The organism is Olsenella phocaeensis (assembly GCF_048189965.1).
Lineage (GTDB): Bacteria > Actinomycetota > Coriobacteriia > Coriobacteriales > Atopobiaceae > Olsenella_I > Olsenella_I phocaeensis.
This window is the reverse complement of the sequence record NZ_DBEZHV010000006.1, coordinates 130,760-150,899: the sequence shown is the minus strand read 5'-3', so window position 1 is coordinate 150,899 and position 20,140 is coordinate 130,760. Positions and strand designations below refer to the sequence as shown.

General features: G+C 66.4%; 22 protein-coding genes. 15 read left to right on the top strand and 7 right to left on the bottom strand.

The features are described 5' to 3' along the window. Positions 1–6: 6 nt before the first annotated feature. Together dcm and ACMPH2_RS02785 are read left to right on the top strand one after the other, a co-directional pair. Positions 7–1,287: a DNA (cytosine-5-)-methyltransferase gene (dcm, locus tag ACMPH2_RS02790; RefSeq protein ID WP_417118561.1), complete on the top strand. Its 1,281-nt coding sequence runs from the start codon at positions 7–9 to the stop codon at positions 1,285–1,287. 127 nt (positions 1,288–1,414) lie between these two features. Further along, a complete protein-coding gene (locus ACMPH2_RS02785; protein ID WP_417118560.1) occupies positions 1,415–1,771 on the top strand; it encodes a DUF488 domain-containing protein in 357 nt (118 codons plus the stop codon). Between the two features lie 163 nt (positions 1,772–1,934). Here the strand turns inward: ACMPH2_RS02785 and trhA are convergent, their stop codons facing one another. Beyond that, positions 1,935–2,603, bottom strand: coding sequence for a PAQR family membrane homeostasis protein TrhA (gene trhA, locus ACMPH2_RS02780; protein ID WP_417118559.1), 669 nt, complete (start codon positions 2,601–2,603; stop codon positions 1,935–1,937). 133 nt (positions 2,604–2,736) lie between these two features. Between trhA and ACMPH2_RS02775 the strand changes: the two genes are divergently transcribed. The 13 genes from ACMPH2_RS02775 (at position 2,737) to ACMPH2_RS02715 (ending at position 14,247) form a co-directional block, all read left to right on the top strand. After that, positions 2,737–2,931, top strand: coding sequence for a hypothetical protein (locus ACMPH2_RS02775; protein WP_072499606.1), 195 nt, complete (start codon positions 2,737–2,739; stop codon positions 2,929–2,931). A 2-nt stretch (positions 2,932–2,933) separates the two neighbouring features. Continuing rightward, complete coding sequence (locus ACMPH2_RS02770) at positions 2,934–3,659, top strand: 4'-phosphopantetheinyl transferase family protein (protein ID WP_417118558.1); 726 nt, start codon at positions 2,934–2,936, stop codon at positions 3,657–3,659. A 51-nt stretch (positions 3,660–3,710) separates the two neighbouring features. Continuing rightward, positions 3,711–4,787 carry a tartrate dehydrogenase gene (locus tag ACMPH2_RS02765; RefSeq protein ID WP_072499608.1) on the top strand — a complete coding sequence of 359 codons (1,077 nt, stop codon included), beginning with the start codon at positions 3,711–3,713 and terminating at the stop codon, positions 4,785–4,787. A 77-nt stretch (positions 4,788–4,864) separates the two neighbouring features. Further along, entirely contained in the window at positions 4,865–5,605 is a 741-nt protein-coding gene (locus tag ACMPH2_RS02760; RefSeq protein WP_197414956.1) for a CDP-alcohol phosphatidyltransferase family protein, read from the top strand. Beyond that, on the top strand, positions 5,602–6,792 hold the full coding sequence (locus ACMPH2_RS02755) for a D-alanyl-D-alanine carboxypeptidase family protein (RefSeq protein WP_062531088.1): 1,191 nt from the start codon (positions 5,602–5,604) through the stop codon (positions 6,790–6,792). Before ACMPH2_RS02760 ends, ACMPH2_RS02755 begins: the two co-directional genes overlap by 4 nt. A 16-nt stretch (positions 6,793–6,808) precedes the next feature. After that, positions 6,809–7,645: an aminomethyl transferase family protein gene (locus ACMPH2_RS02750; protein WP_417118557.1), complete on the top strand. Its 837-nt coding sequence runs from the start codon at positions 6,809–6,811 to the stop codon at positions 7,643–7,645. A gap of 55 nt (positions 7,646–7,700) precedes the next feature. Beyond that, entirely contained in the window at positions 7,701–8,945 is a 1,245-nt protein-coding gene (locus ACMPH2_RS02745; RefSeq protein ID WP_417118556.1) for a MalY/PatB family protein, read from the top strand. Then, on the top strand, positions 8,942–9,322 hold the full coding sequence (locus ACMPH2_RS02740) for a Rid family detoxifying hydrolase (RefSeq protein WP_072499612.1): 381 nt from the start codon (positions 8,942–8,944) through the stop codon (positions 9,320–9,322). Before ACMPH2_RS02745 ends, ACMPH2_RS02740 begins: the two co-directional genes overlap by 4 nt. Before the next feature lie 55 nt (positions 9,323–9,377). Further along, entirely contained in the window at positions 9,378–9,809 is a 432-nt protein-coding gene (locus ACMPH2_RS02735) for an FHA domain-containing protein (RefSeq protein WP_009279243.1), read from the top strand. Positions 9,810–9,812: 3 nt separating this feature from the next. Continuing rightward, positions 9,813–10,562, top strand: coding sequence for a transcriptional regulator FtsR (gene ftsR, locus ACMPH2_RS02730; RefSeq protein WP_072499613.1), 750 nt, complete (start codon positions 9,813–9,815; stop codon positions 10,560–10,562). Between the two features lie 40 nt (positions 10,563–10,602). Continuing rightward, entirely contained in the window at positions 10,603–11,136 is a 534-nt protein-coding gene (locus ACMPH2_RS02725; RefSeq protein ID WP_009279245.1) for an adenine phosphoribosyltransferase, read from the top strand. Between the two features lie 120 nt (positions 11,137–11,256). Beyond that, positions 11,257–12,468, top strand: coding sequence for a C40 family peptidase (locus tag ACMPH2_RS02720; RefSeq protein WP_417118555.1), 1,212 nt, complete (start codon positions 11,257–11,259; stop codon positions 12,466–12,468). Between the two features lie 168 nt (positions 12,469–12,636). Beyond that, complete coding sequence (locus ACMPH2_RS02715; protein WP_417118554.1) at positions 12,637–14,247, top strand: ClC family H(+)/Cl(-) exchange transporter; 1,611 nt, start codon at positions 12,637–12,639, stop codon at positions 14,245–14,247. 349 nt (positions 14,248–14,596) lie between these two features. Here ACMPH2_RS02715 and trxB read toward each other — a convergent pair whose 3' ends face one another. The 6 genes from trxB to ACMPH2_RS02685 all read right to left on the bottom strand — a co-directional run bounded on the left by trxB (position 14,597) and on the right by ACMPH2_RS02685 (position 19,972). Beyond that, positions 14,597–15,547, bottom strand: a complete 951-nt coding sequence (gene trxB, locus ACMPH2_RS02710) for a thioredoxin-disulfide reductase (protein ID WP_417118553.1) — start codon at positions 15,545–15,547, stop codon at positions 14,597–14,599. A 197-nt stretch (positions 15,548–15,744) separates the two neighbouring features. After that, the gene (locus ACMPH2_RS02705; RefSeq protein ID WP_062531071.1) at positions 15,745–16,998 is read right to left on the bottom strand and encodes a uracil-xanthine permease family protein; all 1,254 of its coding nucleotides are present in this window, start codon (positions 16,996–16,998) and stop codon (positions 15,745–15,747) included. A gap of 94 nt (positions 16,999–17,092) precedes the next feature. After that, on the bottom strand, positions 17,093–18,406 hold the full coding sequence (locus tag ACMPH2_RS02700; RefSeq protein WP_417118552.1) for an NCS2 family permease: 1,314 nt from the start codon (positions 18,404–18,406) through the stop codon (positions 17,093–17,095). Between the two features lie 85 nt (positions 18,407–18,491). Further along, on the bottom strand, positions 18,492–18,938 hold the full coding sequence (dut, locus tag ACMPH2_RS02695) for a dUTP diphosphatase (RefSeq protein ID WP_009279251.1): 447 nt from the start codon (positions 18,936–18,938) through the stop codon (positions 18,492–18,494). Next, entirely contained in the window at positions 18,931–19,383 is a 453-nt protein-coding gene (nrdR, locus tag ACMPH2_RS02690; protein ID WP_009279252.1) for a transcriptional regulator NrdR, read from the bottom strand. Before nrdR ends, dut begins: the two co-directional genes overlap by 8 nt. A gap of 136 nt (positions 19,384–19,519) precedes the next feature. After that, the gene (locus tag ACMPH2_RS02685; protein ID WP_303131456.1) at positions 19,520–19,972 is read right to left on the bottom strand and encodes a LysM peptidoglycan-binding domain-containing protein; all 453 of its coding nucleotides are present in this window, start codon (positions 19,970–19,972) and stop codon (positions 19,520–19,522) included. Positions 19,973–20,140 lie beyond the last annotated feature (168 nt).

Here is a 20,140-nt window from a genome sequence, read left to right as displayed (position 1 = left end):
AGAAACGTGTCGTCAGAAAACTGCATTACCGTCGCCGAGCTCTTTGCTGGTGTCGGCGGCTTTCGGCTTGGCCTCGAAGGCCATCATGAGGAGGGCAGGCCAGAATTTGACCTTGCTCCCTCAGGACCATTTAGAACCATCTGGGCGAACCAGTGGGAGCCTCCCGGAACGGCGTCCCGCCAGTTTGCGGCAAACTGCTATAGGGCGCACTTTGGTTCCAATTCCGTTGTAAATCAAGACATAAATAAAGTTCTGGACGACTTTGAGGTGGGTGCCGTCGCTATCCCGCAGGTCTCCATGGTGGTGGGTGGGTTTCCGTGCCAGGACTACTCAGTTGCACGCCCCCTTTCACAGGCAGGTGGGATCGAAGGCAAGAAAGGTGTCCTATGGTGGGACATCTATCGCTTTCTTAGGACTCAGATTGCGATGGGTACCGACAATGCTCGGTACTGCCTCTTCGAGAACGTGGACAGGCTGCTCAAGTCTCCCGCGTCGCAACGAGGAAGGGACTTCGCAATCATCCTTTCCTGTCTGGCCAGCCTCGGGTATTCGGTAGAATGGCGAGTCGTGAACAGCGCCGAATACGGTTTTTCACAGCGCAGGAAGCGCATCTATATCTACGCGCAGAGGAATGCAGAGTGGAACCTTAGTGACAGGCTCTTCGGAGGAGTTATGTCAGGGGCGTTCCCTGCGGTTGCCAAAGGGAAGGTGCATTCCCTCACGATTCCACCCGATCCCTTCGATGCATCCCAAGGCTTCAACAGTGGAGGGAAGACGAGCCCATTCCAAGATGCGGGAATCATGGTTGGCAACGAAATCCTCACCTGCTCCGTCGTGGAGCGCTACGAGGGCAATAGGAACACCTTGCGCGACGTTCTTGTGCCAGAGCATGAGGTTCCCGAGTCGTTTTATGTCTCTCCGGAGGCGCTACCTCGCTGGGAATATCTCAAGGGTGCAAAGCACGAACCACGCATCAATAGAAAGACAGGCTTTACGTACACCTACTCCGAGGGATCGATGGCCTGGCCCGATTCGCTGGATAAGCCTTCGCGCACTATCCTTACAGGAGAGGGGGGCACCTCTGCCTCGCGCTTCAAGCACGTCGTAGAGGTAAATGGCCGTTTTCGCAGGCTCGTCCCTGACGAGTTGGATCAGCTGCAGGGGTTCCCCAAGGGGTGGACAAACACGGGAATGAGCGACAACAACCGGGCGTTCTGTATGGGTAATGCACTGGTCGTTGGAGTAGTGCATCGCATAGGAGAAGCCATCTCTGAGTTGGACCTTTAGCAGGAGAGCACATCCTGCTACCCTGTAGCCGGAGGCACTTTCTGTACCTGTAGTTTCTAACTGCAGTGCATACTCTGCGTCGGCTCGGGCACAAATGGCTCGTGGGCAACCTTAGGGAGGCAGCGGCATGGCGCGGGTCAGCATCAAACGCGTGTACGAGGACGCGAGCGAGTCGGATGGCTTCAGGGTCCTGGTCGACAGGCTCTGGCCGCGCGGCATGAGCAAGGAGCGCCTGCATCCCGACCTCTGGGCCAAGGGCCTCGCACCCTCAAACGAGGCACGCAAGGAGTTCGCCCACAAGGTGGAGAACTTCCAGAGCTTCCGCACTCGCTATCTCATGGAGCTCGACCAGAGCGACGAGGCGGCGGCCCTGGCCGCGGAGCTCCTCTCGCACGAGGTCGTCACGCTGCTCTATGCGGCAAAAGACCCCGAGGTGAACCATGCCGTGATCCTGCGCGACTGGCTGGAGTCTCGCGAGAAGTAGACAGTCTTGACGTTTGCTTGTGCCTCGCGCCCATCGAAGCGCAAGCAAACGTGCCGGAAGTCCACCTATCCCAGCGTGACAGCAGCTTTGCTTGTGCTTTGCCCCACGGCATGCACAAGCAAAGCGAACTTTCGAGGTTCAGGCCGCCCCGCTGCCCGCGCGCCTACAGCACGAAGAGCATGACGGAGAGCGCCATGCACGCGGCTCCCGCAAGCACGAAGAGGTGCCAGACGAAGTGCAGGAAGGGCACCCCCTTCGCCACGTAGAACCCCGTTCCCAGCGTGTAGCAGACGCCTCCCGCGACCAGCAGGGCGAAGGCCGGCGTGGGCAGCAGCGCCATCAGCTGCGGCAGCCTGAACACCACGAGCCAGCCCATGGCCAGGTACACCAGGGCAGACATCCACTTTGGCTGCCTCTCCTTGAGGAAGCACTCCGCCACGATGCCCAGGATCGCCACGCCCCACACCACCGAGAAGAGCACCAGCCCTCCCTCGTCGCGGAGTGTCACCAGCGCGTATGGCGCGTAGCTGCCGGCGATGAGCACGTAGATGGCCGCATGGTCCATGATGCGGAAGACGCGCTTGGCCTTCTCGGGCGCGAGCGCGTGATAGAGGGTGGAGAAGAGGAACTCCAGGAAGAGCGAGATCCCGAAGACTATCGCCGCGGCGAGCCGGAACCCGCCCCCATGGCTCACCGCCACCACGATCATGATGACCAGTGCGGCGATGGAGAGCAGCGCGGCCACTCCGTGAGAGATCGAGTTGGCGACCTCCTCGCCCAGACTGTACTGACGCACCACGCCCCGCGCGTCCTGCCTTGTGTTCTTTGCCATGTTCCGACCTCCCATGCCTCGATCGATCTCTGGGTCCCTGCCACTAGGATGCGCCCACCCGGAGGAGTTTGTCCTCTATTACACCCAGTTGATACAATCTGTTGGTCAGAAAGACGCAAGAAGGGCCCTCGTCTTGTCCACTCCAACGCTCGCTGCAGGCTTCGCCATCCTCGTCGCCTCCGCCCTGCTCGCGATGGTCGCGCCCGAGCTCCCCTGGAACGACCTCCCGGGGCGGATGGAGCCGCGCTACCTCCTCCTCGAGCTCGCGCGCGCCCTCCGAGACCTGGCCCAGATCCAGTACCGCCACCTTGTGGAGAAGGTGCAGTAGCCATGCGCCAGGGGAGAGAGGCGCTCGCATCCGACGCCCAGGTGACCTGCCACCTGCTTGACCTCGGGTCGCTCTGCGAGCTGGGGGACCCGCGCGAGCTCGCCGACGCGCTCGAGGGACGCGTCATGCCGCGCTACCTGGACAGAGCGTGCCATGCGCGGCATCCCGGCATGAGGGCCGAGTCCCTGGGAACGGGCCTCATCCTTGCCGGGTGCATGGGGCTCGTTCGGGACGGGGACCTGCTCGACGGTCCCTACGGGAAGCCCGAGCCCACCTCGGGCGACTGGCACCTGGGCATATCCCACACCCACCAGCTCGTGGCCGTGTGCTCCTCTCCCTCGGTGGTGGGGATCGACGTCGCGTCTGCCTCCGAGGACGTGGACCGCCTCAAGGTCATGACCTTGAGGCGCGGAGGCCAGGCCCTCGCGCCCAGCCTGGAGGACCAGCCCTCGAGGCTCACGCCAGAGGGGTTCGCCCGCCTGTGGACGCGCCTCGAGGCGACGCTCAAGGCGGAGGGGACGGGCTTCTACGCGGACCTGCGCGAGCACCAGGACTGGTTCGGCCACTGGCGCTTCCGCTGGGGGCTGGAGCTGGGGCACGTGGTCTGTGCCGCTACGGCGGAGGGACTCCCGCTCGAGCTCAGGGTCCACGAGCCGGAGGCGCTCCTCGGCTCCGTGCGCACGTGCGCCTGCCCGCCCGTTTACCCGCCCGAAACCCCCATGCCCTAAGCTCCTGCATCGGTACGAGACGCTTGCCCCCAGGGGCGGTCAGGAGGAGACATGGCCACGAAGCAGACCCATCGGATCGCCCTCATCCCCGGCGACGGCATAGGCCCCGAGGTGGTTGCCGAGGGCGTCAGGCTCCTGGACGCGGTCGCCGAGGCGGACGGTGGCTTCGACTTCGACTTCACGAGCTTCCCCTGGGGCTGCGAGCACTACCTCAGGACCGGCCAGATGATGCCCGAGGACGGCATAGAGAGGCTCAGGGGCTTCGACGCCATCCTCCTGGGCGCGGTCGGCTTCCCCGGCGTGTCCGACCACGTGTCCCTGCGCGACCTCCTGCTGAGGATCCGCCACGACTTCGACGAGTACGTCAACGTGCGTCCCGTGCGCCTGCTCAAGGGTGCGCCCTGCCCCCTCAAGGGCGTCGAGCCCGGTCAGATAGACATGACGTTCATCCGCGAGAACAGCGAGGGCGAGTACGCCGGCTCCGGCTCCTGGCTGTACGCGGGCACCCCGCGCGAGGTCGTGATCCAGGACGGGGTCTTCTCTCGCCACGGGACCGAGCGCATCATGCGCTACGCCTTCGAGCTGGCACGGCGCGAGCACAGGAGCCTCACGAGCATCAGCAAGGGCAACGCCCTCAACTATTCCATGGTCTTCTGGGACCAGGTCTTCGAGGAGCTCTCGGCCGAGTACCCGGAGGTGGAGACCCACAGCTACCTGGTGGACGCGGCGGCCATGCTCATGGTGAGGGACCCTGGCCGCTTCCAGGTGGTGGTTGCCTCCAACCTCTTCGGCGACATCCTGACCGACCTCGGCGCCGCCATCAGCGGGGGCATGGGGCTCGCCGCGGGGGCCAACCTCAACCCCGAGGGACGCTTCCCCTCCATGTTCGAGCCCATCCACGGCTCGGCGCCGGACATCGCTGGACGGGGCATCGCCAACCCGCTCGCCACGCTCTGGTCCGCGAGCCAGATGCTCGAGCACCTGGGACACGCCGAGTGGGCGCGTCGCGTGCTGGACGCCATCGAGCGCGTGCTGCAGGACAGCGACACCCTCACGCCCGACCTGGGCGGGAGCGCCAGCACGAGCGAGCTTGGGGAGCGTGTGGTGCGGGAGCTCCTGCCCGTCTAGCCCCTGGGGGCATGGGGTAGTATGAGGGTCGTTCAATGCGATTCCGGGCGAGGGCCCGGAGCATCGGAGGCACTCGTTTGGGAAAGACCAAGGACAAGATCGAGACCCGCGTGAAGAGCCAGGCGGACCACGACGCCGCCATGGCACAGGCCCATGGCACCGCCACCGCTCCCGTGGGCAGCCCCCAGAACCCGTCCAACGCGATCCTCACCGTGGCAAACGTGATCACTGCCTGCCGCTTCGTGCTCACCATCGTCTTCCTGTGGATGTTCGTCTCGGACATGAACCGCTACGTCGCCCTGGCGTTCTATGCGGTCGCCGCGGTGACGGACTTCCTGGACGGGCAGGTGGCGCGCCGCACCCAGACCGTCAGCTGGGTGGGCAAGGTCATGGATCCCATCATGGACCGCGTGCTGCTCTTCACGGGTGTCCTGGGGCTCATCATCACCGGCGAGCTCCCCGTGTGGGTGGCCTGCTTCGTCATCGGCCGCGACGTCTACCTCTTCCTGGGCGGGCTGCGCCTGCAGCACTACCGCCGCCGTCCGGTGGACGTGGTCTTCGTGGGCAAGGCGGCGACGGCGCTCCTCATGTTTGGCTTCTGCGACCTCCTGCTGGGCCTTCCCGTCGTGCGGGGGCTGGGGGTCACCAGCCTCGGCTGGCTGCCCGGCCTCAACCATGACCCCGCCTGCATGGGCATCTTCTTCGTGTACGCGGGGCTCCTCTGCTCCCTGCTCGCCGTCCTCGAGTACACCAGGACCGGCATCGCCATCAGGCGAGATGCCCTTGCGTCCAGGGCGGAGGACGGCGAGGGCCGATGAGGCCCGCCGGCACCTGGGGCACGTTCGGACGGGGGACATCCCGCATCGTCCTTGGCGCGTCCCTCGCCCTCGTTCTCGCGGTCCTGTGCTTCCTGGCCCTGCCTGCCCCCGCGTTCGCGGTCGAGCCCCCCAGGCTCAGCGAGGCCAGGAGCTACGAGGTCATGGACCAGGACGGCAACGTCCTCTTCGCCCAGGACGCCCAAGAGCACATGGCAATGGCGTCCATCACCAAGGTTATGACGGCCATGGTGGCCCTCGACTCGGGCAGGTCGCTCGACGGCGCCTGTACGGTCGTCGAGGGCAGCTACGAGGAGGGTGCTCAGCTCACGGGGTGGAAGCAGGGAGATGCCCCCACCCTGCGCGACCTGATGATGACCATGCTCGTGTACTCGGGCAACGACTCCGCGGACGACGTCGCCATCAACGTGGCGGGCAGCACCGACGCCTTCGTGGCGCTCATGAACCAGAAGGCCGCCGAGCTCGGCATGGGCGACACGCACTTCGCCAACACGCACGGGCTCGAGCAGGACGGGCACTACTCCTGCGCCCACGACCTCGTGGTGATGGGCCGCTACGCGCTGGAGAACTACCCCTTCATAGCGCAGGCCGTCATGACGCGCAGCTACAGCTGCGTGGTGGCGGGCAAGGAGCGGACCTTCGAGTCGACCGACGACCTCATGGAGAGCTACGGCGGCCTCTGCGGCATCAAGACCGGCGCGGTGGAGGCGGGCACCACCTTCCTGGGCTCCTCGCGCCGGCACGGGCTACAGCTCTTCAGCTGCGTCCTGGGCTGCCAGACGCACGAGGGGCGCTTCGACGACACCGCCGCCCTCATGGACTGGGCCTATGACGAGTACCTGGGGCAGATCCACCTGGCGCGCAGCAGCTGGCCCATCCGCGTGAGCGGCTGGGCACTCGGCTTCTGGGGCAAGGTCGTGGTCACGCCGGAGTGGAGCGTGGGCGGGCGCTGCTACCGCGGCCAGCCCGTCTCGTACTCCACGACCCTGCGCGGGGAGGGCGAGCTCTGCGACCTGGGAGGGCCCTTCGGCTACTCCTCCTGGACCCAGGACGGGCGGAGCGTGGCCGTAAGCTGCCTGCGCGGAAGCTTGCGACCCGTGAGCGTGCCGGCCTTCTCTCCCTTCGAACTGCCCCTCTTCTTCGACGTGACCCAGCTCATGGGCGCGTAGTCTGGATGTGACCTGCATGCTGCAGAGCGAACTGCACGAGGAGCACCTGCTCCTGGGAGCGAGCTTCCCCGAGGGGGAGGCGCCGCTCCTGGGGCCCGTCTCGTATGTCACGGAGGGTGCGGACGACCCCTTCCGCGGGGGCTGTGCCCTCTGCGACCTCACGGGCACGCTGGTGCTCCTCGCCTCCGGCGGTCCGGCCAGCTCCTGGGCGCAGGCCGCGTTCGCGGGCGAGCGCCTTGCGGTGGGGGAGTGCTCCTTCCAGCCGGCGCTCCTGGGCGACGGCTCCCTGGCGTCGATTCCCCTCCTGGGGCGCACCGGCGACGACGAGTACGCGATCTGGGACCTGAGCCCGCGCTCCCAGACCCTGAGCGCCTGGCTGTCGTTCCTGGCCAACGTCGAGCAGGGGGGCTACAAGCCCTACGAGGGCCTGGGGACCGAGGACGTCACGGACCGGCTCGTCCCGCTCGCGCTCTGGGGAGACTCCGCCGAGGCCGTCCTCAGGGACTACCTGCCGGGCGAGGACACGCTTCCCGCGGCGGGCAGGCTCGGCGAGCTCCTCCTGGACGGGCGGATAGGCTGCCTCGTCGCACGGCTGCCGCTCGCGGGGGAGGACTGCTTCCTCCTCATGGTGCCGCCCACGCTCGTGCGCAGGCTCTGGAGGAGCCTCCTCTCCTTCGGTTCGGTGACGCCGGTGGGGCACGGGCGCGTCCTCTCTCGCCTGAGGGAGGCGCTGCCCTGGGCGGGCTGGCTCGCCCAGGCAGACCGCGTGACCCCCACAGGGGGCGAGCTCGACGGCCAGGGGCTCCTGCGCAAGACGGACGACTTCGTGGGCGCGCGCGGCCTGCGTTCGTAGATAATCGGATGGGCGCCCGGGCGTGCGCCCGGGACCCGAGGGAGGGAGAGATGCCATGGGATACGACTTCGAGACCCATGTGAGCCGAGAGAACACCGGGTCGGCGAAGTGGGACGCCATGTACCGGCGCAACCCCCGCGTGGGGCACGAGATCGTGCCCCTCTCCGTCGCGGACATGGAGCTGCCCAACCCGCCCGAGGTGATCGACGCCCTGAGGTCCTACCTGGACGACGCCATCCTCGGCTACACCGAGCCCACCGACGCCTTCTACGACGCGTGCATAGGCTGGCAGGCGCGCCACCACGGCTGGACGCCGGCGCGCGCCTGGCTGGTCACCTCGCCAGGGGTCGTACCGGCCATCTACAACGCCGTGAGCTCGCTCACGGAGGAGGGCGACGGCGTCATCATCCAGCCTCCTGTGTACTACCCCTTCCGCATGGCGGTCGAGCGGACGGGGCGCACCCTCGTGACCAACCCCCTGCGCCGCGTCGAGCTCGAGGACGGCGGCCACGCCTACGAGATGGACTTCGAGGACCTCGCCCGGAAGGCGGCGGACCCCAGGAACCGCATGCTCGTGCTCTGCAGCCCGCACAACCCGGTGGGGCGCGTCTGGAGGGCCGACGAGCTGAGGCGCCTCCTCGACATCTGCGTGCAGAACGACGTCATCGTGGTGAGCGACGAGATCCACGACGACCTCGTGATGCCCGGGCACGCCCACACGACCATCATGCGCGTGGCGGAGGCGGGGGAGTATGACCACATCCTGGTCTGCACCGCCCCCTCGAAGACCTTCAACCTGGCCGGCTGCCAGGCGTCCGCCATCTACATCCCCGACGAGGCCCTGCGCGAGCGCTTCGAGGAGGGCTTCGCCAAGGTGCCGCTCCTGGAGCTCAATGCCTTCGCCTACGTGGCCACCCAGGCTGCCTACACCAGCTGCGACGAGTGGCTCGAGCAGCTGATCGGGCTCGTGTGGGCGAACTACCAGATGCTCAGGGGCTTCCTCGCCGCGTACCTGCCCGAAGTCGAGCTCTACCCGCTCGAGGGGACCTACCTCGCCTGGCTCGACTTCGGCTCCTGGGGGCTCTCGAAGGAGGAGCTCGAGGCCTTCATGTGCGAGGACGCCCTGCTCTTCCCCGACGAGGGCTCGATGTTCGGCCCCGAGGGCGACTGCTTCGAGCGCCTCAACCTCGCCTGCCCCACCGACGTGCTGGAGGCCGCCCTCGAGCGGCTCGTGCACGCCGCCCGCGAGCGCAGGCTGGGCGCCTTCTCGGGGGGAGACGAGCCGGGGGACGCGCGATGAAGTACTCCATCCACGCGCCGGGCGTCCCCGACGCGGCGGGGCCCTACTCCCAGGGGACCACGGCGGGGCGCCTCGTCTTCGCCGCGGGACAGGTCGCTGTCGACCCCGACGACCCCACGCGCATCGTGGAAGGCGGTGCCGCCGCCGAGGCCGAGAGGATCATCGCCCTGGTGGCGTCGCTCCTCTCCGAATGCGACTGTACCCTCTCCGACGTCGCCCAGACCACGCTCTACCTGACGGACCTGGACGACCTCCCCGCGGTCGACGAGGTGTACGGGCGCCACTTCGTGACGCCCGCCCCCGCCCGCTCCGTCGTCGAGGTCGCCCGCCTGCCCCTGGGCGCGCTCGTCGAGATGGACTGCGTCGCCTGCAGGTAGCCCAGGCGCAAGCGCTATGATGGTCTACGTACACTCCACATCGAGGGGAGCCGCCTTGACGTCCACAAACAACAGCCCCGAGATGGGCGCGACCGAGATCTTCCGCATGCCTTCCTCCGACTCCACCTCGCCCGACCTCATGGACCAGGCGAGGCCGTCGAGTCCCACGCTCTCAATCGTGAAGGGGCCCCAGACTGGTTCCGTCTTCGAGCTGAGCGAGGACGAGATTAGCATCGGCCGTGACCCCAACAGCTCCGTCTTCCTCAACGACATGACGGTGTCGCGCCGCCATGCGCGCATCGACCTCAGCGGACTCGCCTCCGGATTCGCCACCATCGAGGACCTGGGCTCGCTCAACGGCAGCTGGGTGGATGGCGCCATCGTCAACCGCGCCATGCTCAAGGACGGCTCCACGATCCAGATCGGCACCTTCCGCATGGTGTTCCACACCAACCAGAAGCCGACCAGGATCGAGACCGGGAACTAGGCCATGCCCGACGCCGGATACCTGACGATTGGCAAGGTCGTTCGCAAGCTGCAGGCGCAGTACCCCGACCTCTCCATCTCGAAGGTGCGCTACCTCGAGGACGAGGGGCTGCTCGACCCGTCGCGCACGCCCTCGGGCTACCGCCTGTACTCGCAGCATGACGTGCATCGCCTCGAGACCATCCTCTACCTCCAGAAGACCCGCTTCCTGCCCCTCTCCGTGATCAAGGAGCGGCTCGAGGGCAACGGCTCCGGGCCGGTGGGGGAGCAGGACGAGGCATTGGGGCTCCCCAGCTCGCTGCGTCTTCCCAACGAGGACGAGGAGCTTGCGAAGAAGCTCCACCCCATCGACCGCATGCCCGAGGTGCTGGGCATGTCGGTGAGCTTCGTGCGCCAGCTCTCGGACGCGGGCCTCATCGCGCTCAAGAGGTCGCCGCACGGCCGCGACCTGGTGGACGGGAAGGACTTCCCGCTCATCAGGGCCTGCGACGAGCTGCGCCACTTCGGCATCGGCCCCAAGAACCTGAGGCAGTACGTCACGGCCGCCAATCGCGAGAGCGCCATGTTCGAGCAGGCGCTCATCGTGTTCGCCCGCAAGGGCGGAGGGGTCCAGATGGAGCTCACCAGCGAGAGCCGCCAGCAGTTCGAGCAGGCGTTCCGCCAGATGCTGAGCCTCACCGGCAACGTGCGGGAGGCGCTCATCCGCAGGCAGGTCTCGCAGACCTTCAGCCAGATGGAGGACAGACAGGACTAGCGCGTCGCCCACCAGGACGACCAAGACGAGAGGAACAGACGTGTCCGACCGCAAGCTCGAAAGCTACATCGTCGACATCCCCGACTACCCCGAGCCGGGCGTGATCTTCAAGGACATCACCCCGCTCCTGGCGGACCCCGAGGGGCTGGCGTCGGCCGTTGACCAGATCGCAGAGCACTACGAGGGCGCCGGCATCACCAAGGTCGTAGGCGCCGAGGCCCGCGGCTTCCTCATCGGCGCCCCCGTCGCCTACAAGCTCGGCGCCGGGTTCGTCCCAGCCCGCAAGCCTGGCAAGCTCCCCCGTGCCGTCTACTCCGAGACCTACTCCCTCGAGTACGGCACCGACGAGCTGCAGATACACAAGGACAGCGTCCGCGACGGCGACAAGGTCCTCATCGTGGACGACCTGGTTGCCACGGGCGGCACCGCCGTCGCCACCGCGCGACTGGTCAAGAAGGCGGGGGCCGAGGTCGTGGGCTTCTCCTTCATCCTCGAGCTTGCCTTCCTGGACCCCCGCAAGACCATCGCCGAGTCATTCGACCAGGAGGTGTTCACCCTCGTCCAGGTGAAGTAGGTACGGACCTCCCGTCCGCTTTTGCAGGGGTTTCAGGCCGGTGGCCGTTCTGTGGAATGGCAGTCGGCCCCTTGCCGGAATCATAGAATTGACGGGACTAGCCTACGAAAGGAAACGCTCATGCCCAAGAGCCCATTGGCTCGTTCCTTCGGACGCAGGGCCGCCACGGCTGGCCTGGCCGCAGTCCTGGCCACTGCCGGGCTGCTCCCCACCATGGCCCTCGCCGATCCGCAGGCCGACCTGGCCCAGGCGTCCGCGACCATATCGTCCCTTAGCTCGGAGGCGTCCTCGCTGGAGCAGAGCCTGCAGAGCCAGACCGCTGAGCTCGAGCAGACCCGCTACCAGATCGGCCAGAAGCAGAGCCAGATCGAAGAGACCCAGCAGCAGCTCCAGACTGCCAAGGGCGAGCTGGGCACCACGGTGCGAAGCTCGTACAAGAACGGCTCCGTCTCGCTGCTCCAGATAGCGCTGGGCTCCAACAGCATCAGCGACTTCGTCCAGAACGTCTACTATGCCGGCAAGGTGAGCTCGGCGCAGGCCCAGAGCATCGCCCGCGTCAACGACCTCCAGGGCCAGCTCAAGGGCGAGGAGGAGGAGCTCGAGAGCCGCCAGCAGGGGCAACAGGCCGCAGTCGACAGCCTCAACTCCCAGGTTGCCGAGTACAACTCCAAGCTCGAGCAGGCGCGCTCGTACTACAACAGCCTGAGCGCCGAGGTCCAGGAGCAGCTCGCGGCCCAGGCCGCGGCCGAGCGGCAGCAGGCCCAGGAGAGCGGGGGGCAGGCCTCTGCCGTGAGTCAGGTCATCAGCAAGGCGCACGACGGCGGCACATCGTCTGAGGCGACCCAGGCGGCGGAGACACCCGTCCAGGCCGAGCAGCAGGATGACGCCCCCTCCCAGGGTCAGGCTCAGAGCCCGTCCCAGGACGAGACACCCCAGCAGCAGCCCCAGACCCGGCAGGCGACCCAGGAGGAGCCAAGCACCTCGAAGAGCGGCGGCGCCTCGGGCGGCGGCCTCTCCACGGCCTACTCCATGATCGGCGTGCCCTATGAGTGGGCTGGCGCATCCGCCAGCGGCGTGGACTGCTCCGGCTTGGTCTGCTACAGCTACGGCTACGCCCGCGGCCGCACCACCTACGACATGATCGACTCGCTCAAGTCCACGGGAGACTGGAAGACCAGCATGGACGAGCTCCAGGTGGGCGACCTCGTCTTCCCGAGTGACGGTCACGTGGGCATCTACATCGGCGGCGGCCAGATGATCCATGCGCCGTATCCCGGCCGCACGGTGTGCATCGCCAGCGTGTACAGCTTCATCGGCGGCGGCAGCTACTAGCAGCCGGCAGCCCTTTGGGACTCGACGACGGGCGGGGGCGGACCAGACGGTTCGTCCCCGCCCGTGGCATGCGTATGATGTTGGGTCGTCCGGTCTTTGGGCAGTTGGTCTTATCTCGACGATTGGCACGGGGCCGCCGCGGCGGCCAGCAGGGGAGGTCACGCGCAGGTGTTCGCAGACACGATGCAGGGGGAGGTTAGGAGGCGCTTCTCGCGTCGCTTCCAGATAGACATGGTCTGGGAGGGCGCGCTGGTGGGAATAGCGGGCGGGGGAGTGGTGACCCTCTACCGCATGGCGCTCACGAGGGCGGAGCACATCCTGAGGGGGCTCCTGCCCACCTTCTTCTCCTCCGGCCTCGGGCTGCTGGGATTCGCCGCCCTCGTGCTCGCCTGCTGCCTCGTCGTCGCCGCGCTCGTTCGCTGGGAGCCCTACACCTCGGGTTCGGGCATCCCGCAGACGGACGCCGAGGTCATGGGCCGCATGGACATGCCCTGGCACCGCGTCCTCCTCGCGAAGTTCAGCGAGGGCGTGCTTTGCGCCCTCGCCGGCCTCTCGATGGGCAGGGAGGGTCCCAGCGTGCAGCTGGGGAGCATGGGCGGCAAGGCCGTCTCGCGCCTGCTCAGGAGGAACAGGGGAGAGGAGCGCCTCCTTGTCACCTGCGGGGCCGCCGCGGGCATGTCCGCCGCCTTCAACGCGCCGCTCACGGGCGTGCTCTTTGCCATAGAGGAGATCCACAAGGAGTTCGCGCCGTCGCTCATCGTGTCCGCCATGGCGAGCGCCGTGGCGTCGGACTTCCTCGTGTCACAGGTCCTGGGCGTGCAGCCCGTGCTCAAGCTCGCCTTCATCAAGGACATCCCGCACGACTACTACCTCTATGTCGTTGCCCTGGGCGTGCTCTGTGGGCTCGCGGGTGCCGTCCACAATCGCGGCATGTTCGCATGTACCGAACGCCTGTTCGCTAAGATGGGGGAGTTGCCCCTGCAGCTCAGGCTCGCGATTCCCTTCGCGCTGGCCATTCCCGTCGCCTACGCCATGCCCGAGCTGCTCTGTGGCGGCGACGCCATCGTGGAGCTTCTCTCGGCCCCCGCGGCCGTGCCCCTGGGGACCTTGGCCCTGCTGCTCCTGGGAAAGTACCTCTACACGACGGTCTGCTTCGGGGCGGGGACGCCCGGTGGCACGCTGTTCCCGCTCTGCGTCATGGGGATGCTCTGCGGAGCCGTCTTCGCAGCCTGCCTGACCCGCGTCACGGGCGTCCAGTCGCTCTTCATGGCCAACTTCATGGCCTTGGGCATCGCAGGGCTCTTCGCGTCGGTCGTGAGGGCCCCCGTGACGGCCGTGGTGCTCGCCTTCGAGCTCACGGGCAGCATGGACGCGCTGCTCTCGGTCTCCATCGTCTCCATCGTCTCGTACGTCGTCGCCAACCTCACCAAGACGGACCCGTTCTACGAGAGGCTGCTCTCCAGGCTTCTCGATCTGACGCCCGTCGACCCCTCCGCCAACGGCGAGCCAGGCGAGAAGGTCCTCCACACCTATACCGTGGGTGCGGGCAGCAAGCTCGAGGGTCGCACCCTCAGCGAGGTGGGCTGGCCCGACGACTCGCGCATCGTCACGGTGTCCCGCGCGGGAGTGGACATCGTTCCCAGCGGAGAGACCACCCTCGAGGCCCTGGACGAGATCCTCGTCATCATGAACACCGACACTGAGGTCGAGACCCAGGCCCTCATCCTTGACTTCTGCCGGAGCTCGCTTGCCACGGGAAAGGTCCCGCGCGTCGGCTAGCTGCCTGCAGGGCTTGGCCCGGAGTCACTCTGCCCATGCGAGCCCAACGGCGAGCCCCAATCTTGCCATCGTGGACAGAATCGACGCGGGATGGGCGGAAAACTGTCCACGATGGCATAGTCGGGCCAGCGGACAGCCGGACTTGTCGCCGTCGGCACGTCAGAGGTGAGGTAGGGGCCGTCGCCAAGAGAGCCCCCAGAGAAAGGCGAGAGTCTCTTCTACTTTACATAAGATATATTATCACGGTTATAGGGGAGAAGAGAAGGACGCCCCCGCCTAGAGGCTCCTCTGGACGGGGGCATTCCTGTGGATGCGATGGCACGAGGCCGCGAGGGCCTGCTTGCCGGCCTCAGCAGTCTATGGGCTGTCCCAGGTAGGAAGCGACGCTCGTGGCGGCGACGGCGCCGTCCGAGGCTGCCGTGATGATCTGGCGCAGCGGTGTCTGGCGCACGTCGCCCGCGGCGAAGAGTCCGGGCAGGCTCGTCTCCATGCGCTCGTTGGTGACGATGTAGCCGCGCTCGTCCACGTCGACCGACTGGCTCACGAGTTCGGAGGCCGGGATGCGACCCACGAACACGAAGACGCCAAAGCTGCCCTCGTCGAACTCCTCCACGTGGACGTCGCCGGTGAGGTTGTCCCTGAGGCTGACGCTCTTGAGGAGCTTGTCCCCGTCGACCTTCACGATGGAGGTGTTGAAGCGCACGGAGACCCTCTCGTTCTGCTCGACCTGCCGCTGCACGGCCGCCTGGGCGCGCAGGTGGTCCTTGCGCACCACCATGGTCACGTGGTCGGCGAACTTGGCGAGGAACAGGGCCTCCTCGGCGGCCGAGTTGCCCCCGCCTATGACGAAGACCTGCTTGCCGCGGTAGAACATGCCGTCGCAGGTGGCGCAGTACGAGACGCCGTGCCCACGGAACTCGTCCTCGCCCTCGAAGCCGCCCGGGCGCGGGGTCGCGCCGCCGGCGATGATGACGGCACGTGACTCGTAGCTCACGTCGGACGTGACGACGGCGAACCTGCCCGTCCGCTCGTCCTTGGAGATTGACTCCACCTTGCCCATGACCACGCTTGCGCCGAGTTCCTCGGCCTGCCTCTGCATGGTGTCCGTCAGGGTGAAGCCGTCGGTGTGCGGGACGCCGGGGTAGTTGTCGACCTCGCTGGTGAGGATGATCTGGCCACCCACGGCCTCCTGTTCCAGGGTCACGGCGTCGAGCAGGGCTCGCGCCGAGTAGATGGCGGCGGAGAGGCCCGCAGGGCCCGCTCCGACGATTACGAGGTCCTTCTGCTGCTTCTGAGACATGGGTTTCTCCCCTCATGGTCTTGTTCGACGTGTCAATACTACCCTATTCAATCGCGTGCGATACAACATATGGGAACTTCATGACAACAATTCGTCGCCAGCTTGCGACAAGACACCCGAACACGAGGGACGCCCCGGCACTTTGCCGAGGCGTCCCGGGAAGATCATGGGGCCTGAGCTGGGGCTTCTCTCCCCTACTACGCCTTCTCGGCGCGTGGGAGGATGAGGTTGAGCAGTATGCCCACCAGGGTGGCGGTTGCCATGCCGGGCAGCGTGTAGGAGCCCAGGGGGATGGCGATGCCGGAGGTCTCCATGCCGACGCCCAGGATGATGACCACGGAGGCGATCATGAGGTTGCGGTTCTCGTCGAAGTCGACCTTGTTGGTGACCAGCATGCGCAGGCCGTTGGAGGCGATGAGACCAAAGAGCAGGAGGCTCACGCCGCCCATGACGGGCACGGGGATGGAGTTGATGAAGGCGGCGAGCTTGGGGCAGAACCCGCCCACGATGAGGGCGAAGCCCGCCGCGTACCAGAAGACCTGCGTGGAGTAGACGCGCGTGACGCTCATGACGCCGATGTTCTCCGCGTAGGTGGTGGTGGGAGGGCCGCCCAGGAAGCCCGAGATGACGGTGGAGATGCCGTCACCGGCAAGGGAGCGCGGGAGCATCTCGCGGTAGTCCTTTCCCACGATCTCCCCCACGGCAAGGAGGTGACCGATGTGCTCGATGACGACGACGATGGCCACAGGCGCAATGAGCGCGATCGCACCGGGGTCGAAGTGGGGCGTCTGCACGGGGGGCAGGCCGACCCAGGCGGCGTCGGCGACGCTCTGGAGGTCGACGAGGCCCAGGAACGCGGCGACCACGTATCCCACGATGATGGCGAGCAGGATGGGAAGGGTGCCCAGGATGCCACCCATGCTCGAGAACACGACGGCGGCGACGAGGGTTATGGCGGCGACTGCGGCACCCTCGGCCACGAAGGCGTCGGTCGAGGAGTTGAGCGCCATCTTGACCGCCGTGGCGGAGAGGCCCACGCCGATGACCACCATGACGGCGGCGACGAGCACGGGCGGAAGCAGGCGGTCGAGCCATCCCGTGCCCACGAGCTTGATTATCCCGGCCACTGCCAGGAACACGAGGCCCGCCACCACGACGCCGGAGAGCGCGGTGTTGAGGTTGCCGGTGGCGGCGGTCGCCGCGAGGATCGGGCTGATGAAGGCAAAGGAGCTGCCCAGGTAGCTCGGGATCTTGTTGCGCGTCACGAGCAGGTAGCAGATGGTGCCGATGCCCGAGCACATGATGGCCACGTTGGGGCTGAGCCCGGTCAGGACGGGAACCAGTACGGTCGAGCCGAACATGCTCATCATGTGCTGGACTCCCAGGGGAATGGCGCGACCCACCGACACGCGGTCGTCGACCCCGATGACCTCTCTCTCTTTCTTGTTCAAGCAGCGCTCCTCTCCGTCTTGCGTACGGCATCCGTGCAATGGATGCCCATGAAAAAAGGGGCCCGGCTCACCGGGCCCCGAGGTGCCAGGGACTCTAGGCAATCAGGAAGTATACAAGGAACGCGGCCGCTGCGACCCACATGAGCGGCTTCACCTTCTTGATGTTGCCCGTGGCTGCGGCGACGAGCACGTAGGCGATGAAGCCCAGGCCGATGCCGCTCGAGATCGAGTACGTCAGCGGGATGCCGGCGATGATCATGAACGCGGGGAAGCCCTCGAGGATGTTGCCCCACTCGATCTCTGCCGCCTCGCTCATCATGAGGTAGCCGACCATGACGAGGGCACCGCAGGTGGCTGCGGAGCTGACGACGCTGATGATGGGGGCGAAGAACGCCGCGACCACGAAGAGGAGGCCGGTCACGACGGAGGTGAGCCCCGAGCGGCCGCCGTCGGCGGCACCCGAGGCGGACTCGACGAAGGTGGTGATGGACGAGGCGCCGAAGAAGCCGCCCGCGGCTGCGGCCACGGAGTCGACGATCAGGATGGGCCTGATGTCCTCGACGGTTCCGTCATCGTTAAGGAACTCGCCCTGCTTCGCCACGGCCATGGCGGTGCCCATGGTATCGAAGAAGTCGGACATCATGAGCGAGAAGGCGAACACGAGCAGGACGGGCGTGGTGATGACCTTCGCGATGCCCATGACCCCGGTCTCGTCGACCTGGAAGGGGGCGCCGAAGGTGCTGAAGTCGAGGCCCGACACTATGCCCGCCGGAGCGGTGGTGACCCCGAGGGGGATGCCCGCCAGGACCGCGACGATGATGCCCAGGAGCAGCGCTCCCTTGATCTGGAGGCATTGGAAGACGACGGTGGCGACGATCGAGACGAGGCCCACGATGAACAGGGGGTTCGAGATGTCCCCGAAGCTCACGAGGGTGGACTCGTTGGCGACGATGATGCCGGCGTTGGCCATGCCGATCATGGCGATGAAGATGCCGAGGCCCACCGAGATCGCATGACGCAGCGATATGGGGATGGCGTCCATGATCGCCTCGCGCAGGCCGCAGAGCACCAGGACGAGGATGGCGACGCCCTCGATGAAGATGACCGCCATGGCGGCGTGCCAGTCTCCGCCCGCGACCTCGGTCAGCGTGAAAGCGACGACGGCGTTGATGCCCATGCCGGAGGCGCAGGCAAGCGGGCGGTTGGCGAAGACGCCCATGCAGATGGTCATGATGCCGGCACCCAAGCAGGTGGCCGTGACGGCAGCCGATGCGGGGACCCCGGCGGCGGAGAGCAGCGATGGGTTGACGGCGATAATGTATGCCATCGCAAGGAAGGTCGTGAGGCCCGCACGGGCCTCCTGGCCCAGGTTGGACCCTCTCTCGCGCAGCTTGAAGAACGACTCCATGACTACCCCTCCCTCCGCACCCATTTCTCTGCGTCGCCTGGACCGTGGATGCATCGGGAGCAAGCAACGTCGGCCTGGTGGGACCCTATGCTCCCGAGGACCCAAACCCCCCGGAACCCCGGTCGGTCTGGTCGAGCTCGTCGACCTCGACCAGCCGAACGAGAGGGACCCTCTGGATGACGAGCTGGGCTATGCGCTCGCCCTTCGCGATGGCGATTGGCCTCTTGGGATCGAGGTTGATGGCGCAGACCTTGAGCTCCCCGCGGTAGTGGGCGTCGATGAGGCCGGGGGTGTTTGCCATGGAGAGCCCCTCGCGCAGGGCAAGGCCGCTTCTTGGCTGGACGAAGCCGGCGTAGCCCTCGGGGATGGCTATGGCGAGTCCCGTCGAGACCAGGCGGCGCTCGAGGGGCTCGAGGACCACGTCCTCGTTGGACCTGAGGTCAAGCCCGGCATCACCCGCATAGGCATAGCTGGGTAGGTCGACCGAGGGGTCGAGCCTCTTGATGGGAAGTTCGATCCTGTCGTCACTCATTGATGAGGCTCCGTAACTCTTGGCTGAACTCGTCCAGGTCCTTGAAGTCGCGGTAGACGGAGGCGAAGCGCACGTAGGCTACCTTGTCGATGTCAACGAGGCGCTGGAGGACCATCTTGCCCAGCTCCTCCGAGGGAACCTCCGACCTGCCGTGGTCACGCATCTCGCTCTCTATGCCGTCGATGAGGGCATCGAGCCTGTCCACGGGCACGTCGCGCTTCACGGTCGCGGCAAGGAGGCCGCGCATGACCTTCTGTCGGTCGAAGGTCTCTTTGTGACCGTCCTTCTTGACGACCATCAGGGGCATCTCTTCCCTGCGCTCGTAGGTCGTGAAGCGCTCGCCGCAACGTATGCACTCGCGCCTGCGTCGGATGGCGTCGTTGCTCTCGGACGGTCTCGAGTCAACGACCTTGGATTCCTCGCAACCACACTTGGGACAGCGCATGTTCCTCCCCTGACGTCATTCTCATAAGGAAAGATAACACAGGAAACCCAGAGATTCGGCACAGAAGGGACATACGGATGCCCCTCCCCCCACGAACGCAAGGGAGGAGGGGCGAGCGGAGGACTCAGGACCTGGGCTACCGGCCTTGGGGCACGACGAGCGACTGGCCTGGTTGGAGGGGTCCCGCACCAAGGTCGTTGTGCGCGTCGATCCAGCGCGAGACCGCCGCGGTGTCCGCGCCGTCGACGTCGATGCGACTCGCTATGCCCCATACGGAGTCCCCTTCCTGCACGGTGACGCTCGCGGGAGAGACGTCGGCGAAGGCAGACTCGAACGCGGCCTGCCGGCGTTCCTGGACAAGCACGCCTCCCACGAAGAGGAGCATCCCCACGGCGACGGCGACGGCGAAAAACGAGACCGAAGCCATGAGGGGGAGCCCATGGCCCGTCGTGCCGCGCCCGCGCTCGTCGACTCCCCTGCCGCCCTCGTGGACGACGAGGCGTGGCCTACCGTTGGCCTGGGGCTTGAGCGCGAGAGACCCCTCGCAGCCGTAGCCCGCCTGACCCGCGTAGATCTTCGCCGTTTCCATCCTTGCTTCCTTCCCTCGTGGCTGACGACGTAGTTATACGGGGAGCCCGGGACATAAATGGCCGCTTCAAAACTCAGAACGCATGTACTATACTAGGTACGTACAGTTGTTCGGTCAAGCAAAAACAGAACATGTGTTTCTCTCGCGGCAAGGCCTATTCACAGAAGG

Excerpts from the sequence above, each read along its gene's own strand:
- ftsR (WP_072499613.1), top strand. The coding sequence starts at position 9,813 with ATGCCCGACGCCGGATACCTGACGATTGGCAAGGTCGTTCGCAAGCTG.
- ACMPH2_RS02750 (WP_417118557.1), top strand. The coding sequence starts at position 6,809 with ATGCTGCAGAGCGAACTGCACGAGGAGCACCTGCTCCTGGGAGCGAGC.
- ACMPH2_RS02685 (WP_303131456.1), bottom strand. The coding sequence starts at position 19,972 with ATGGAAACGGCGAAGATCTACGCGGGTCAGGCGGGCTACGGCTGCGAG.
- ACMPH2_RS02700 (WP_417118552.1), bottom strand. The coding sequence starts at position 18,406 with ATGGAGTCGTTCTTCAAGCTGCGCGAGAGAGGGTCCAACCTGGGCCAG.
- ACMPH2_RS02745 (WP_417118556.1), top strand. The coding sequence starts at position 7,701 with ATGGGATACGACTTCGAGACCCATGTGAGCCGAGAGAACACCGGGTCG.
- ACMPH2_RS02720 (WP_417118555.1), top strand. The coding sequence starts at position 11,257 with ATGCCCAAGAGCCCATTGGCTCGTTCCTTCGGACGCAGGGCCGCCACG.
- ACMPH2_RS02785 (WP_417118560.1), top strand. The coding sequence starts at position 1,415 with ATGGCGCGGGTCAGCATCAAACGCGTGTACGAGGACGCGAGCGAGTCG.
- trhA (WP_417118559.1), bottom strand. The coding sequence starts at position 2,603 with ATGGCAAAGAACACAAGGCAGGACGCGCGGGGCGTGGTGCGTCAGTAC.
- ACMPH2_RS02765 (WP_072499608.1), top strand. The coding sequence starts at position 3,711 with ATGGCCACGAAGCAGACCCATCGGATCGCCCTCATCCCCGGCGACGGC.
- ACMPH2_RS02755 (WP_062531088.1), top strand. The coding sequence starts at position 5,602 with ATGAGGCCCGCCGGCACCTGGGGCACGTTCGGACGGGGGACATCCCGC.
- ACMPH2_RS02770 (WP_417118558.1), top strand. The coding sequence starts at position 2,934 with ATGCGCCAGGGGAGAGAGGCGCTCGCATCCGACGCCCAGGTGACCTGC.
- ACMPH2_RS02740 (WP_072499612.1), top strand. The coding sequence starts at position 8,942 with ATGAAGTACTCCATCCACGCGCCGGGCGTCCCCGACGCGGCGGGGCCC.
- nrdR (WP_009279252.1), bottom strand. The coding sequence starts at position 19,383 with ATGCGCTGTCCCAAGTGTGGTTGCGAGGAATCCAAGGTCGTTGACTCG.
- trxB (WP_417118553.1), bottom strand. The coding sequence starts at position 15,547 with ATGTCTCAGAAGCAGCAGAAGGACCTCGTAATCGTCGGAGCGGGCCCT.
- dut (WP_009279251.1), bottom strand. The coding sequence starts at position 18,938 with ATGAGTGACGACAGGATCGAACTTCCCATCAAGAGGCTCGACCCCTCG.